The sequence below is a fragment of the Metabacillus rhizolycopersici genome, assembly GCF_020075705.1.
On the sequence record NZ_JAIQUM010000294.1, the window covers coordinates 1 to 383 of the forward strand.

Annotated in this window: 1 pseudogene; it reads right to left on the reverse strand. The window is 41.5% G+C overall.

The features are described 5' to 3' along the window. A pseudogene (locus K9V48_RS28705) lies at positions 1-214 on the reverse strand (group II intron reverse transcriptase/maturase); the annotation flags it as partial. Positions 215-383: the final 169 nt, after the last annotated feature.

Here is a 383-nt window from a genome sequence, read left to right on the forward strand (position 1 = left end):
CTTTCTTAATGCTCTCTTTACTCGGTTTGATCAGTAGCTTGTTCCCTTGCCATGTTTTGTACTGTCGAACTGAGAATCCAAGAAAATCAAAACCATCTTCGATGTGAGTGATCTTAGTTTTCTCATTACTTAGTTCGAGACCTCTGTTACTAAGGTACGATTGTAGTCTTACGTATACGGACTGTGCTTGTTCCTTAGTTTCTGTTAATACAACAAGGCAAGTAGACCATTGGAACCTCCCCAATAGCCCTTCTCAGAACCGGACGTGAACCTCTCAGCTCATCCGGCTCCCATTATTCAGCCGTAGGCTTGATACCTAATTCCCAGTGTTTAAAGAATCTAGGATTTTGTTTGGCAATTCTTCCGAGAAAATATTCTGCTCT